Below are 13,522 nucleotides of genomic sequence, written 5' to 3'. Positions count from 1 at the left end.
CACCCACGACAGGTCTGGGGTTCACTGGGGACATGGCTGACGACGCCTCCACCATGCCGTTGCCCGGTGGCGGGCACGCCGACCCGCCGGACCGGCTCACGCCGTTCCAGCAGCGCGTCGCCGACGTGGTCGGCGCCCTGCCGCCCGGCGAGCTGCTGACCTACGGCGAGGTGGCCCTGGAGGCTGGTCACCCCGGTGCGGGCCAGGCGGTCGCGAACGTGCTGCGTCGCGTCCCGGGACTGCCCTGGTGGCGCGTCCTGCCCACGAACGGCCGGCTCTACCGCCAGCACCGCGAGGCGGCCACCTCGCTCCTGCAGGCGGAGGGGCATCGCGTGGACGACGAGGGGCGGGTCCGGCCGGCGCGCGGCTGAGCCGGGTTCGACGTCAGCCGCGTCGGGCCGCCGCCAGCGCCTCGCGCCGCAGCTGCGCCGCGTCGTCGGGGCTCAGGTGTCGCACCGCCACCAGCCGCGCCGGGCCGACGGCCAGCTCGCCGTCGTCGAGCGGCTCAGACCGGATGCCCGCGTGCCCCCGCATGGCCTGGTGGGCCCCCGGCGCCAGCACGACGTCCATCCACGCGCAGGGGTTGGCCCGGGTGAGCGAGCGGAAGGTCAGGCGGGCCCCGCCGACCTCGAGCGTGAACTCGCTGTGTACCAGCGACTCGACGTCGAGCCCCCGGGTGAGCACGTTGCGGCGGGTGAGGAAGGGATCGAGGGGTTCGACGGCGAGGTCGCGCTGCACGCGCTCCAGCTCCTCCACGGCGAGGAACGTGACCGCGGCGAAGCGGTGCCGGGTGCCGAAGTAGCGGTCGCCCACCAGACCCTTGCCGGCTCGCACCTGCACCGACGACACCCGCTCCGTGCCGCCGGTGGCCTCCGCGACGGACGGCCTCGGTCCGTCGGAGGGGCGCCCGTCGTAGCGGTGCCGTGGAGAGACGACGAGCCCGACGATCTCGAGGTCGACCGGCTCGAAGCCGGTGGGTAGCGCGTCCTGCACCCCGCCACGCTAGCGCCGACCCCCACCGACCGGGGGGTGCGACGGGGACGTGCGACCGGGTCTGGGCCGGATTTGGCCCGCGATCACCGGCACGGCTAGACTTCCGTGGTTGCCCGTTCTGGGCACACCTCCTGCTGCGGACCGTCCGTAGCCGTTCAGACCGAAGGAGGACGCACCTTGTCGTTGCGTCACTACGAAGTCATGGTCATCCTCGACCCCGATCTCGACGAGCGCACGGTCGCTCCGAGCCTCGACACCTACCTCAACGTCGTGAAGAACGACGGAGGCAGCGTGGAGAACGTCGACGTGTGGGGCAAGCGCCGCCTCGCGTACGAGATCGACAAGAAGAACGAGGGCATCTACGCCGTCATCGACTTGACCGCCACCCCCGACACGGTCAAGGAGCTCGACCGTCAGCTCGGGCTCAACGAGTCCGTCGTCCGCACGAAGGTCACCCGACCCGACGTGAAGTAAGGGCTCTCGAGCTCCCTGTGGACGACGGCACCGCCGTTGTCCGCGCCCTGGGGTTGACTGGCGTCGACCCCCACCCAGCACCGCAACCACAGCCACACCGAAAGGCTGGTCCCATGGCAGGCGAGACCGTCATCACCGTCGTCGGCAACATCACCGACGATCCCGAGCTGAAGTTCACCCCGTCCGGCGCGGCGGTCGCGAACTTCACCGTCGCCTCGACGCCCCGGTCCTTCGACCGGCAGTCGAACGAGTGGAAGGACGGCAACCCGCTGTTCATCCGCTGCTCGGTGTGGCGGCAGATGGCCGAGAACGTCGCCGAGTCGCTGCAGAAGGGCCAGCACGTCATCGTGCACGGCGCCCTGAACGTGCGTCAGTACGAGCGGCAGGACGGCGGCCGGGGCACCAGCGTGGAGATGAACGTCTACGAGGTCGGAGCATCCCTGCGCTTCGCCACGGCCAAGGTCACCAAGGCCTCCCGTGGCGGTGGCGGCGGTGGCGGCGGCGACTTCGGTGGCGGCTCCGGCGGTGGCGGTGGCTACGGCGGCGGACAGGGCGGCGGAAACGCCGGTGGCGGCAGCGCCAACCCCTGGTCCTCGCCGCAGGCTGCACCGCAGGGTGGGAACGACGCCTGGGGCGGCGGCGGCGCCGCTGCCGAAGAGCCCCCGTTCTGAGTCACACACCCCGTTCTTAGATTCACAGTTCAAGGAGAACCATGGCGAAGCCAGTCATCCGGAAGCCGAAGAAGAAGAGCAACCCGCTCGCGGCCGCCGGTGTCACCACGATCGACTACAAGGACACGGCGCTGCTGCGCAAGTTCATCTCGGACCGCGGCAAGATCCGCGCGCGCCGGGTGACCGGTGTGTCCGTGCAGGAGCAGCGTCAGATCGCCAAGGCGATCAAGAACGCCCGCGAGATGGCGCTCCTGCCCTACACGTCCAGCGGACGCTGAGAGAGGGCTGATCCGATGAAGCTCATCCTCACGCACGAGGTCACCAACCTCGGCGAGCCCGGCGACATCGTCGAGGTCAAGGACGGCTACGGCCGCAACTTCCTGCTCCCCCGCAACTACGCCATCCGGTGGAGCAAGGGCGCAGCCAAGCAGGTCGAGTCCATCAAGGCCGCGCGCGACTCGCGCGCCGTGCACGACCTCGAGGAGGCCCAGCAGATCAAGGGTCGCCTGGAGGCCGAGCCGGTCAACGTCCCGGTGCGCGCCGGCGAGAGCGGTCGCCTGTTCGGCGCCGTCACCGTCTCCGACATCGCCTCCGCCCTCGAGGCGGCCGGCGGCTCGGTCGACAAGCGTCGCATCGAGGTCGGCAACCCGATCAAGTCGCTCGGTGCCCACCAGGTCACCGTGCGCGTCCACCCCGAGGTGACCGCCGAGGTCCGTCTCAACGTGGTGGCCTCCAAGTAGTTCGACGTCGGGGTCCGGATCGGCAGCGCCGGTCCGGACCCCGTCCTCGTTCCACGAGCCCTCTCCTCATGTCGCAACGCCGAGCGCACCCGCGCCGCACGCGCACCGTCGCCGCCGTGGCAGGTTCGATCCTGCTGGTCGGCGGCTGCTCGTGGTTCTCCGGCGACACCAAGCAGCCCGAGGGTGCGACCACGCAGCAGGCCGCCGACACCCGCACGGCGTGGGAGCGCGCCGACGTCGCCGACGTCGAGCCCGGCGGCACCCTGCGGCTGGCCGTCGCGGAGCAGCCCACGAACTTCAACCCCGCCCACGCCGACGCCGCCGGCAGCGAGGTCGAGCGCCTGCTGGGACCCACCAGCGGCAACGCCGTCCGCATCACCGCCGACGGCGGCTGGGAGGTCGACCCCGACTACGCGCGCGACGTCGAGGTCGTCGACGAGGACCCCTTCACGGTCCGGGTGCGGCTCAACCCCGACGCCGTGTGGCAGGGCGGCACCGCCATCACGGCCCGCGACATGACGGCCTACTGGAAGGCGCTGCGCGGCAGCGACGACGCCTACCAGGTCGCGAGCAGCGACGGCTGGGACGACATCGAGGACGTCACCACCGACGACGACCCGTACGAGTACGAGGTCGAGTTCGAGGACCGCCGGCCCGACTGGCCGCTGTTCGTCTACCCGCGCCTGCCCGCCAACGCCTCGTCGAAGCCCAAGACGTTCAACACCGGCTTCGTCGACCGGCCGACCTCGTCCAACGGTCCGTTCGTGGTCACCTCGGTCGACGAGTCCACCGGCACCATCACGCAGGAGCGCAACCCGCGGTGGTGGGGCGAGAAGCCTCGGCTGTCGAAGGTCGTGTGGCGGGTGGCCCAGCCCGCGGTGCAGGCGGCAGCCTTCGACGCCGACGAGCTCGACGTCGCGACCCTCGACGCCGAGGGCTACGACAAGGTCGACGAGGACCGGGTGCAGCACGCCGGCGGCTCGCAGTGGTCGCACCTGACCGTCAACGCCGGTCGCGGGGCGCTGCGCGACGTCGAGGTGCGTCGCGCCGTGGCGGCCGCGCTCGACCGCGAGGCCCTCGCCGCAGCCGTGGCCACCCCGGTCGGGGCCGAGCCCAGCACCGCCGACAGCGTGCTGGTCCTGCCCGGACAGGCCGGCTACGACGAGGTCGCCGAGCCACGGAAGCGCGACCTCGCCGAGGCCCGGTCGCTGCTCGAGGAGGCCGGCTACGAGGTCTCCGGCGGCGAAGCACCGAAGGCCACGAAGGACGGCGACCAGCTCACGCTGACCCTCCCCGTGGTGGGTGGCTCACCGTCCATCGCCGCCCGGGCCAAGAGCATCGCCGCGCAGCTGGCCGAGGTCGGCATCGCCGTCGAGGTGCGGTCGGTCGAGCCCGACGCCTTCACCGCCGACGTCCTCGTGCCGCTCGACTTCGACCTGCTCACCTTCAGCTGGGGCCCGTCGCTGCTCGGTGCCGAGGCCGCCCGCGACCGGTTCCGCCCGATCACCTCCACCTCCAACTTCACGGGCGTCTCGTCGCCGGCGAAGCCGTGGAACGTCGCCCGCGACGCCGACGACGAGGACGCGCTCGTCGACGCCCTGCGCGACCTCGAGGCCGACCTGCGCAAGGACGCGGTCGTGGTGCCGCTGGCGGTCACGCCGTCGGTGGTCGCGGTGCGCGAGGGCGTGGTGAACGTCGGCGCCACCTCCTTCGAGCAGCCGCAGTGGACCACCGTGGGCTTCCGGGCCGGCGACTGACCCGCACCGCCTAAGGTGTCGGCGTGCCGAAGCTGAGACGGACCACGACCACCCACCTCGCGGTGCTCCGCGAGCTGGAGGTCGTCCGCGTCCACGACGTGACGCCGGGGATGCGTCGGCTCACGGTGGCCGGTCCGGCGCTCGGGGAGCGGGTCGTCGAGGGACCGGACGGGCAGCCGGTGACGCTGCCCGCGTTCACGTCACCCGGCTTCGACGACCACGTGAAGGTGTTCGTGCCGCCGTCGGGTGCCGAGCGTCCCGTCCTCCCGCGGCAGCGGCCCGACGGGCTCGACTTCACGACCGAGGGGGTGCGTCCGCTCGGCAAGGACTACACGCCCCGGCGGGCGACGCCCGACGAGGTCGAGCTCGACTTCGTGCGCCACGGCCACGGGCAGGCGGCCGGCTGGGCCGAGCGGGTGCGTCCGGGCGACCTGGCGTGGATCGCCGGGCCCACGATCGGACAGGCGTTCCCGCACGGTGTGGACGCGTTCGTGGTCGCCGGAGACGAGACCGCCCTGCCGGCGATCGGACGGTTCCTGGAGGAGCTGCCGCCGGGGGTGCCCGCCCAGGTGGTGGTGGAGGTCGCGGGACCGCAGGACGAGCAGGACCTCGTGGTCCGGGAGGGCGTCGACGTCACGTGGCTGCACCGCGGTGCGGGGATGGAGCCGGGCACCACGACGCTCCTGGCCGACACCGTGCGCGCCCTCCCGTGGCCGGCCGGGGACGTGTACGCCTGGATGGCCGGTGAGTCCACCGCCGCGCGCGACGTGCGCACGCACTGGCGCTCCGACCGCCGCGTCCCCCGCGACTGCCTCGACGTCTCCGGCTACTGGCGCCGCTGAGACCTCCCGGCGCGAGGACTCAGGCCCCCAGGACCAGCCAGGCGTCACCACGCTGCCGGAGCCACAGGGTGACGAGCCGGGCCAGCTGGAACACGCCGTAGGCCGCCCACAGCCAGGCCAGCCCGGCGCCGAGCGACCCGGCGAGCAGGGCGAGCGGGGCGTACGCGACCAGCACGGCGAGGCCCGCCCAGGCAAGGTAGACCCCGTCGCCGGCGCCGATGAGCACGCCGTCGAGCACGAACACCACGCCGGAGATCGGCTGGACCAGGGCGACCACGACCAGGGCGGGCACGAGCGCGTCGTGGACGGTGGCGTCGGGGGTGAACCAGCCACCGACGAACGGCGCGAGCACGAGCAGCAGCACCGCCGCGACCACGCCGGTGCCGAGGCCCCAGACGATCATGCGCCGGGTCAGGGCACGGGTTCCCTCCGCGTCACCCGCGCCCAGGGTGCGGCCGGTGAGGGTCTGCCCCGCGATCGCGACGGCGTCCAGCGCGAAGGCGAGGAACGACACGAGGGACGTCGCGATCTGGTGCGCGGCCAGGGGTGCGTCACCGAAGGTCGCCGCGACGGCCGTGCCGAGCAGCAGGGCCGCGCGCAGCGTGGCCGTGCGGGCGAGCAGCGGGACCCCCTGACGGGCCGCGGCGACCACGCCCGCGACGTCGGGGCGTCCGGAGGAGCCGGCGGCCCGCGCGCGCCGCAGCACCACGGCGACGAGACACAGTGCCGCGGCCCACTGGGCGATCGCGGTGCCGGCGGCCGAGCCACCGATGCCGAGGTCGAACCCGTGCACCAGCAGCAGGTTCAGCGCGATGTTCAGGAGGTTGGCGAGGATCGTCACGACGAGCGGCGTGCGCAGGTCGAGCACGCCACGCAGGGCGCCGGTGGCCGCGAGCACGAGCAGCATCGCCGGGACCGCGGCCGCGGACACGACCAGGTAGGTGACGGCGTGCCCCTCCACCTCGGGCGAGCTGCCGAGACCCCGGGCGACGGGTCCGGCCGTCGCCGCGACCAGGGCGCCGAGCACCACCCCGAGTCCCACGGCCAGCCAGAGCCCACCGGCGGCACCGTCGTAGGCTGCACGTTCCTGCCCCGCGCCGTGCAGCCGACCGACGGTGGCGGTGCTGCCGTAGGCGAGGAAGACGCAGAGCCCGACGACGGTGAGCAGCACGCTGGAGGCGACCGCCAGACCACCCAGCTCGGAGGTGCCGAGCCGACCGACGATCGCCGTGTCGGCGAGCAGCATGAGGGGTTCGCTGACGAGCGCGAAGAACGCGGGCACGGCGACCGCGACGATGCGCCGATCTTGTTCACCAAACTTGTTCACTCTGCGTCCTCAGCCTGTGGATTTCGTGGGGAGGACGGGGTTCTGTCGACATGTCGATGCGACGGGCGGGTGGACAGAACGTGGCGGGAAAGTATTCCGGCTCCACACTGTGTGCATCGTGTCTGCGCAGGTCAGAGGCCTGATGCCCATGCTTTTCCCCCACTTCTCCACAGTGTCGTCCACTGGCTGTGCACAGCGTGTGCGGCGTTTTCCACACTCTCCCCAGGGTTGTCCCCAGCCGTTGTGCAGCGCGCGCTTTGATCCGACCCCGTCGGGCACCTAGTCTGACGCGTCGGCAGACGTGCCGAGGGAGGGACCCGCCCGGCCGGTGAGGCTGTGCGCCATCACCAGGGGCGGCGGTGTCCGAGGTCCGACCTACCGTGGGGTGGGCGAAGAGAGGAAGGATGCCGGTGACTGTCGCCGATCTGCACGCGATGGGGCCTGAGCCCGACGACGTCCCCGCCGGACGCGTCCCGCCGCAGGACCTCCCGGCCGAGCAGAGCGTCCTGGGCGCCATGCTGCTCAGCAAGATGGCGATCGACCCGGCGGCCGACCTCCTCGAGGGCCGCGACTTCTACCGCCCCGCCCACGAGGCCATCTTCGAGACGATCGTCGACCTCGCCCAGCGCGGCGAGCCCGCCGACGCCATCACGGTCTCCGCCGAGCTGCAGCGCCGCGGCGACCTCACCCGCGTGGGCGGCGCCCCGTACCTGCACACGCTCGTGGCCGGCGTGCCCATCGCCTCCAACGTCGACTACTACGCTGAGATCGTCCGCGAGAAGGCCATCCTGCGCCGCCTCATCGAGGTCGGCCAGAAGATCGCCGGCCTCGGCTGGGCCGAGACCGGCGAGATCGCCGAGATCGTCGACCGCGCCCAGGCCGAGGTGCTCGACGTCGACGGCAGCAGCGGCACCGACGACTACCGGGTCATCTCCGAGCTGATGGCGCAGACCATCCAGGAGATCGACGACATCCAGAGCCGCGACGGCGACATGGCCGGCCTGGAGTCGGGGTTCCCCGACCTCGACAAGCTCACCACCGGCTTCCGTGGCGGCCAGATGATCGTCGTCGCCGCCCGGCCCGGCGTCGGCAAGAGCACCCTCGGGCTCGACTTCTGCCGCGCCGCCTCCATCAAGAACAACGTCCCGTCGGCCATCTTCAGCCTGGAGATGTCGGGCGCCGAGATCGCCATGCGTCTGCTCTCGGCCGAGGCCAAGGTCGCCATCCACCACATGCGGGGCGGCGGCATGACCGACCGCGACTGGGACTCGGTCAGCCGGGTCATGCCGCGGGTGCAGGGTGCGCCGATCACCATCGACGACTCGCCCAACATGACGATGCCCGAGATCCGGTCGAAGGCCCGGCGCATCCAGAAGGCGGCCGACGGCAAGCTGGGGCTCATCGTCATCGACTACCTGCAGCTCATGACCTCGGGCAAGAAGGTCGAGAACCGCCAGGTCGAGGTCTCGGAGTTCAGCCGCCAGATCAAGCTGCTGGCCAAGGAGATCAACGTCCCGGTGATCGCCATCAGCCAGCTGAACCGTGGCTCGGAGCAGCGCACCGACAAGACCCCGCAGATCTCCGACCTGCGCGAGTCCGGATCGATCGAGCAAGACGCCGACATGGTCTTCCTCATCAACCGGCCCGACGCCACGAGCGCGGGCGAGTCCGAGCGGCCCGGCGAGGCCGACATCATCGTGGCCAAGAACCGTTCCGGACCGACCAACAAGGTCGCCGTCAGCTTCCAGGGCCACTACTCGCGCTTCACCCCCATGGCTCGCGACGCCGAGCCGTCGCCCGGTGCTGCCGCAGGCGAGTTCTACGGCGGCTGACGTGACGGCCCCGGCAGGTGTCGCGGAGCTGGCCGGCGCGCTGCGTCGAGCCTGGGGGCCGGACACCTGCGCCCCGGAGGACCGGTCGGTGTGGCACCCGGGCAACCCCGCGCGGGGGCAGTGCATCACCACGGTCCTGGTGGTCCACGACCACCTGGGCGGAGAGCTGGTCAGGGGCGAGGTGCACGTCGACGGCGAGCGCGTCGACTTCCACTGGTGGAATCGTCTGCCCGACGGCTCGGAGGTCGACCTCACGCGCGAGCAGTTCGCGCCCCACGAGATCGTCTCCGGTGGCACCACGGTCGCGCGCCCGGCCGATCCCGGGCGGGTGGCGCCTCAGTACGCCGTTCTCGTGCAGCGGCTGGCCGAGCTCAGCGTGACGTGACGGGCACGGCGACCGGCGACGCGTCGGCCGGCTCGTCGGCGAGGTCGGTGGAGTCCTCGACCGCCTCCTGGTCGACGGCGCGGATGTCGGGGATGCGGAGCGAGGCCAGGGCGGCCACGAACATCGCACCGGCGAGCACCAGGAAGCCGACGGTGTAGCCGCGTTCGAGCGGGAACCCGCCGACGCCGGTGCTGCTCGTCACGATGGCCGCCATGACGGCGGACCCGATGGATCCGCCGATGGTGCGGATGTTGGCGTTCATGCCGCTCGCCACCCCGGTCTGGTGCGCCGGGACCGACGCGATCACGACGTTGGCCAGGCTCGAGAACACCAGACCACCACCGATGCCCTGCACGGTGATCGCCGCGTAGAGCTGCCAGGTCTGGTCGTGGAACAGGGCGATGGACGCGAAGGCGAGGCCGTTGAGCAGCGTGCCGGTGAGGATCACGGTCCTGGCGCCGAGGCGGGCGACGAGCTGGGCCGTGACGAACCCGACGAGGAACGACGCGAGCGCCGACGGTGCGATGAGCCGACCCGACTCGGTGGTCGTGGCCCCGAAGCCGTACCCGGCCTCGGTGGGGGTCTGCAGCAGCTGCGGGAGGAAGCCGAACGCCGCGAACATGCCGAAGCCGACGCCGGCCGCGACCAGGTTGGCGGTCCAGACACCACGCCGGCGCATCATCGCCATGTCGATGAGCGGCACGTCGGCGCGCAGCTCGACCACGACCCAGACGACGAGCAGGACCACGGCCAGCGCCGGGAGGACGAGCACGGGCCACGACGTCCAGCCCCACACGTTCCCCTGGCTGACCGGCAGCAGCAGGCAGACGAGCCAGGCGGCGAGCAGCACGGCCGGCGTCGCCGGGATGCCACCGGGGGTGAGGACCGGCGACTCCGGCACGAGGAACGCCGCCCCGAGCGCCGCGATCGCGGTCGCGATCATCGGCAGCCAGAACAGCCAGGCGTAGCCGAGCACCTCGACGATCGGGCCGCCGAGCACGATGCCGACGCCGAAGCCCACGGCGGCCAGGGAGGCGATGATGCTGAGGGCGCGCCCGCGGCGCTGGTCGTCGAACTCGTCGCGGATGATGCCGAACGAGAGCGGCAGCACGCCGCCGCCGAGTCCCTGCACCACGCGGGCCACGAGCAGCCAGCCGATGCTGGGCGCGAGCGCCGCCATGAGCGAGCCGATCGCCAGCGCCACGAGGACGATGACCATCATCCGCTTCTTGCCGTACGCGTCGCCGATGCGGCCGAGCAGCGGCGTGCAGACCGACGCGGACAGCAGGTAGGCGGTGAGCACCCACGTGCTGGTGCTCTGGGTGGTGTCGAAGTGGTCCTGGATCAGCGGCAGGACCGGGATGATGAGCGACTGCAGGAGCGTGAACGACGCGACGGCGAGGGTGAGGACGGTGAACGTGACGAGCTGACGTCGGCGCGGCGTCGTCACGGGCGGGTCCTCCGGGTCTTCAGGTGGCGTCGGGAGTGGTTGCGGATCGCAACCCTGCGAGGCTACCGGGCGCGTGGTGACCGGTGCAGGGCGACGGGGCGCGGGGTGAGAGGGCACCGGGCGCCAGGGCGGCGACAGCAGCCCGACCGGCGGGTCTGGCACCATGGTCGCCATGGGAACCCTGATCGGTGCGGCCATGGTGGCCGCCACCCGCACGGTCCGCGAGCGCCGCGCCTGACGGCGCCGCTGCTCGACACCGTCGCACGTACGCGCCGCCGCAAGCGTCCTGACCCGACGACGCCACGGAGCGTTCACGCATGCCCACTCACCGTTCCCAGCACGGTGGCCGAGCCGAGCTCGGCCAGAACGACCTGCACGACCCTCGCACCGTCGAGGCGATCATCCGACTCGTGCGCCGCACCCGCGGGCCGATCCTCGAGATCGGCGCCGGACGAGGCGCCCTGACCCGTCCCCTCGCCGATCTCGGCCGGCCCCTCACCGCCGTGGAGCTCGACGAGCACCGGGTCGCCGCGCTCCGTCGGGAGCTGCCGGGCGTGGAGGTGGTGCACGCCGACGCCACGCAGCACCGGTTCGGACCCCGCAGCCGCGTGGTGGTCGGCAACCTGCCCTTCCACCTCACCACCCCGTTGCTGCGAAAGGTCCTGGCAGCACCCGTCTGGACCGATGCGGTCCTGCTCGTGCAGTGGGAGGTCGCTCGCAAGCGGGCCGGTGTGGGTGGGTCGACCATGATGACCGCCCAGACGGCCCCGTGGTTCACCTTCGCGCTGCACGACCGCGTCCCGGCCGCTGCGTTCCGTCCACGCCCGAGCGTCGACGGTGGGCTGCTGTTGGTGCGTCGCCGACCGGAGCCGCTGGTCCCCCCGGCGGACCAGCGGCGCTACGCCGAGCTGGTGCGACGCGTGTTCACCGGCCGTGGCCGCGGGCTCGCCGAGGTGCTGGCGCGCGCCACGTCGACACCGGTCGCGACGACCCGACGGTGGTGCGTCGGTGCCGGGGTGGACCCGAGGGGGCTCCCGCGCGACGTCAGCCCCGAGCAGTGGGCCACGTTGTGGCGGTCGGCGTCGGGCTAGGTGGGGTCGGTGGGAGCCGGGTCGGGGGAGGTCTGGTCGGCAGGTCGTCGCGCCGCGGGATCGGCCCGGCCGAACGAGCGAGCCAGCAGGAGGATCGGTGCCACGAGAACCAGCGGCACGACGAAGGCCCAGCGCAGATCACCACCCTCGGCCACCGCTCCGATCAGACCGCCGCCGAGGATCGCCCCCACGTAGTTGGCGATGTTCATCCGGGCGATCGCCGCGTCGGCGGCCTCGGGCGGCACGGCGGCACCGAGCGCGGCGAAGCCGAGCGGCGCGACGACCGCGAGCCCGAGACCGACCACGAAGAAGGCGACCACCGCGGCCACCGCCGACGGTGCGACGAGCACGGCGACGTAGCCGACCAGTCCGAGCGCCGTCCCGGCGGCGACCACCGAGGCCGCGCCCGCGCGACGTACCAGGTGGTCGCCGCAGAGACGGGAGACCAGGGCGCCCGCCTGGTAGGCGGCGTAGCCGAGCGGGACGAGCCCGGCCGAGGCGTCCATCGCGTCCTCCAGGTACACGCTGCTCCACGTCCCCGTGCCGGTGTCGGCGGCGTAGAACAGGCAGATGACCAGGCCGAACAGCAGCACCGGCCGCCACGGCACGCGGACCGTCGCGGCCGCGACGAGGTCCTCGACGTGGCTGCCCGGAGCGTCGACGACCAGGTCGCGACGCACGACCAGCGCGGCTGCGACGACGAGGACCGCCGCCACCGTCAGGTTCGCGGCGACCGAGACGTCGAGTCGCGAGGCCAGGGCCGCGTAGCCGGCGCCCACGATGCCGCCGATGCTCCAGCAGGCGTGGAACCCCGTCATCATGCTGCGGCCGCGCAGCCCCTCCACGCGGACCCCTTGCATGTTCATCGTGGCGTCCACCCCGCCCAGCGCGATCCCGTAGACCACGAACCCCGCGAGCAGCAGCGGGTGGCTGGGCGCCCAGCCGATGGCCGCAGCACCCACGCCGATGGCCACGAGCGACGTGGTGAGCGCCGCGGCACTGGACCGTCGCGTCGCGAGGATCCCGGCGAGCACGCTGCCGAGGCCGGCGATCGCCGCGACGACGACGAGGATCAGCGTCACGTCCGCCTCGTCGAGGCCGAACCGGTCCTGCTGGCGGGGCGTCTGGGTGACGATCGCGGCGAAGGTGAAGCCCTGGAGCAGGAATCCAGTGCTGACGGCGACGCGAGCTCGGTCCACGAGCGTCAGCGTAGGACCGGGCGGGGGTCGCCCGGTCCCGTTCGCAGGGTCAGGCCGCCGACCGGAGCTTCAGCGTCACCGAGCGGCCGCTCGCGCGAGCGGCTTCGTGGGACTCGGCCAGCTGCTCGCGGGCGAGGTCGCGGAGCTCGGCCATCTGGGGCGTCACCTCGGCGAGCGTCAGCTCGGTCTCGATGACGTCGAGGTCGAGGCCCCACACGTCCTCGAGGATGCGGCGCAGGTAGGCCGTCGCGTGGTCCCAGCCGGCGCGGGGGGTTCCCTCGCCGTAGCCGCCACCCTTCGCGACGACGAGGAAGGCGGGCTTGCCCCGCACCGTCTCGGTCCCGGGCGCGAAGCGCGGGTCGGAGATGACGGTGTCGATCCAGAGCTTGAGGTGGGCCGAGACGCCGAAGTTGTAGAGCGGTGTGGCGATGATCAGGACGTCCGCCTCGACGACCTCGTCGGCGAGCTGCGCGGCCTGCGCCTTGGCCGCGCGCTGCTCGGGCGTCCACGACTCCTCGGGCACGAAGCCCGCGAACGCGGAGGTGCCCCAGAGCGAGCCGTCGAGGGGCTGCGTGCCGACGTCGCGTCGGGTGACGGTGACCCCGTCGCCCTCGGCCTCGACGATGGCGGCCTCGAGGGTGTCGGCGACGGCGCGGCTCGTCGAGCCCTCGACGCGGATGCTGGAGTCCAGCCGGAAGATGGTGGTCATGGGGTGCTCCTGAAGTCGGAAGAGATCGTCTGTCACGCAGATCATATACAAA

15 protein-coding genes are annotated in these 13,522 nt (G+C 72.4%); 10 read left to right on the top strand and 5 right to left on the bottom strand.

Going from position 1 to position 13,522, the window contains the following annotated elements:
• The first annotated feature begins 32 nt into the window (after positions 1–32).
• Positions 33–371: an MGMT family protein gene (locus tag ASF35_RS02610; protein ID WP_055962382.1), complete on the top strand. Its 339-nt coding sequence runs from the start codon at positions 33–35 to the stop codon at positions 369–371.
• Positions 372–384: 13 nt separating this feature from the next.
• On the opposite strand, the gene ASF35_RS02605 is transcribed toward ASF35_RS02610, so the two are convergent.
• Positions 385–993, bottom strand: coding sequence for a hypothetical protein (locus ASF35_RS02605; RefSeq protein ID WP_055962378.1), 609 nt, complete (start codon positions 991–993; stop codon positions 385–387).
• Between the two features lie 183 nt (positions 994–1,176).
• On the opposite strand from ASF35_RS02605, the gene rpsF reads away from it, so the two are divergent.
• The 6 genes from rpsF (at position 1,177) to ASF35_RS02575 (ending at position 5,477) form a co-directional block, all read left to right on the top strand.
• Positions 1,177–1,467 (top strand): 30S ribosomal protein S6, encoded by a 291-nt coding sequence (gene rpsF / locus ASF35_RS02600; protein WP_055962375.1) that lies wholly within the window; start codon positions 1,177–1,179, stop codon positions 1,465–1,467.
• A gap of 113 nt (positions 1,468–1,580) precedes the next feature.
• Entirely contained in the window at positions 1,581–2,138 is a 558-nt protein-coding gene (locus ASF35_RS02595; protein ID WP_055962371.1) for a single-stranded DNA-binding protein, read from the top strand.
• A 41-nt stretch (positions 2,139–2,179) separates the two neighbouring features.
• On the top strand, positions 2,180–2,416 hold the full coding sequence (gene rpsR, locus ASF35_RS02590; protein ID WP_055962368.1) for a 30S ribosomal protein S18: 237 nt from the start codon (positions 2,180–2,182) through the stop codon (positions 2,414–2,416).
• Between the two features lie 15 nt (positions 2,417–2,431).
• Positions 2,432–2,878 (top strand): 50S ribosomal protein L9, encoded by a 447-nt coding sequence (gene rplI / locus ASF35_RS02585; RefSeq protein ID WP_055962365.1) that lies wholly within the window; start codon positions 2,432–2,434, stop codon positions 2,876–2,878.
• A gap of 116 nt (positions 2,879–2,994) precedes the next feature.
• Positions 2,995–4,635: an ABC transporter family substrate-binding protein gene (locus ASF35_RS02580; RefSeq protein ID WP_162239297.1), complete on the top strand. Its 1,641-nt coding sequence runs from the start codon at positions 2,995–2,997 to the stop codon at positions 4,633–4,635.
• A 23-nt stretch (positions 4,636–4,658) separates the two neighbouring features.
• Positions 4,659–5,477, top strand: a complete 819-nt coding sequence (locus tag ASF35_RS02575) for a siderophore-interacting protein (RefSeq protein ID WP_055962360.1) — start codon at positions 4,659–4,661, stop codon at positions 5,475–5,477.
• A gap of 19 nt (positions 5,478–5,496) precedes the next feature.
• Here the strand turns inward: ASF35_RS02575 and ASF35_RS02570 are convergent, their stop codons facing one another.
• A complete protein-coding gene (locus ASF35_RS02570; RefSeq protein WP_055962356.1) occupies positions 5,497–6,804 on the bottom strand; it encodes an MATE family efflux transporter in 1,308 nt (435 codons plus the stop codon).
• 434 nt (positions 6,805–7,238) lie between these two features.
• Here ASF35_RS02570 and dnaB point away from each other — a divergent pair, with 434 nt between their 5' ends.
• Positions 7,239–8,636: a replicative DNA helicase gene (gene dnaB, locus ASF35_RS02565; RefSeq protein ID WP_200931213.1), complete on the top strand. Its 1,398-nt coding sequence runs from the start codon at positions 7,239–7,241 to the stop codon at positions 8,634–8,636.
• 1 nt (position 8,637) lies between these two features.
• Positions 8,638–9,021: a hypothetical protein gene (locus ASF35_RS02560; protein ID WP_055962354.1), complete on the top strand. Its 384-nt coding sequence runs from the start codon at positions 8,638–8,640 to the stop codon at positions 9,019–9,021.
• Here ASF35_RS02560 and ASF35_RS02555 read toward each other — a convergent pair.
• The gene (locus ASF35_RS02555) at positions 9,008–10,471 is read right to left on the bottom strand and encodes an MFS transporter (RefSeq protein ID WP_055962351.1); all 1,464 of its coding nucleotides are present in this window, start codon (positions 10,469–10,471) and stop codon (positions 9,008–9,010) included. The two genes, ASF35_RS02560 and ASF35_RS02555, sit on opposite strands and share 14 nt — an antisense overlap.
• Before the next feature lie 317 nt (positions 10,472–10,788).
• Between ASF35_RS02555 and erm the strand changes: the two genes are divergently transcribed.
• On the top strand, positions 10,789–11,562 hold the full coding sequence (gene erm, locus ASF35_RS02550; protein ID WP_055962348.1) for a 23S ribosomal RNA methyltransferase Erm: 774 nt from the start codon (positions 10,789–10,791) through the stop codon (positions 11,560–11,562).
• On the opposite strand, the gene ASF35_RS02545 is transcribed toward erm, so the two are convergent.
• Entirely contained in the window at positions 11,559–12,761 is a 1,203-nt protein-coding gene (locus ASF35_RS02545; protein WP_162239296.1) for an MFS transporter, read from the bottom strand. The genes erm and ASF35_RS02545 overlap by 4 nt on opposite strands.
• 49 nt (positions 12,762–12,810) lie before the next feature.
• On the bottom strand, positions 12,811–13,470 hold the full coding sequence (locus ASF35_RS02540) for an FMN-dependent NADH-azoreductase (protein ID WP_055962342.1): 660 nt from the start codon (positions 13,468–13,470) through the stop codon (positions 12,811–12,813).
• Positions 13,471–13,522: the final 52 nt, after the last annotated feature.

Source organism: Aeromicrobium sp. Leaf291, from assembly GCF_001423365.1.
In the GTDB taxonomy this organism is placed as follows: Bacteria; Actinomycetota; Actinomycetes; order Propionibacteriales; family Nocardioidaceae; genus Aeromicrobium.
Note: the sequence above shows the minus strand (reverse complement) of the source record. Positions and strands in the feature narration are given on the sequence as shown.